The organism is Ferrovum myxofaciens, from assembly GCF_000735045.1.
Taxonomy (GTDB): Bacteria; Pseudomonadota; Gammaproteobacteria; order Burkholderiales; family Ferrovaceae; genus Ferrovum; species Ferrovum myxofaciens.
On sequence record NZ_JPOQ01000254.1, the window covers coordinates 1 to 437 of the forward strand.

The 437-nt window shown below is 48.7% G+C and carries 1 protein-coding gene; it reads right to left on the minus strand.

The features are described from left to right. Positions 1–151: 151 nt before the first annotated feature. The coding region (locus tag IV91_RS19280) for a DotD/TraH family lipoprotein (RefSeq protein ID WP_150112505.1) at positions 152–437 on the minus strand (286 nt) is incomplete at its 5' end.

The window sequence follows — 437 nt, forward strand, 5'->3', positions numbered from 1 at the left end:
GAAACCTTGAAGTTGACCAGATCGGTCAGCGATGTGTCATCCGCCGAAAAAGCCGAAAAACCGAAAACGATCCCAGCGGAAAGAACGGCGCATTTTGCCAGTCTTGAACGAACCACCGCGTACTTCGTAATATAAGAAGGACGTTTATCCATTACTTCTGGACCCCAGGCGTAAAGTCAAACACCACCGAATTCTCTCCGACCGAGATAGACCCGAGGTTTCCCATTTGAACCCCTGCGTCCTCAAGGACCGTCCACAAGGGTTTCACCTTATAGTGCAAAGACAGAACAATGTCCTGAGGAGGTTTTTTACCAACCACCCGAACCTGACAATACTTTGCTTTTACCATATCGTCGATCAGCAACATTACATCGCCATCCAGGTCAATTGACACCAGGCGGGTAGAGCATCCATGAACGGATTCTGGATTCACTCTC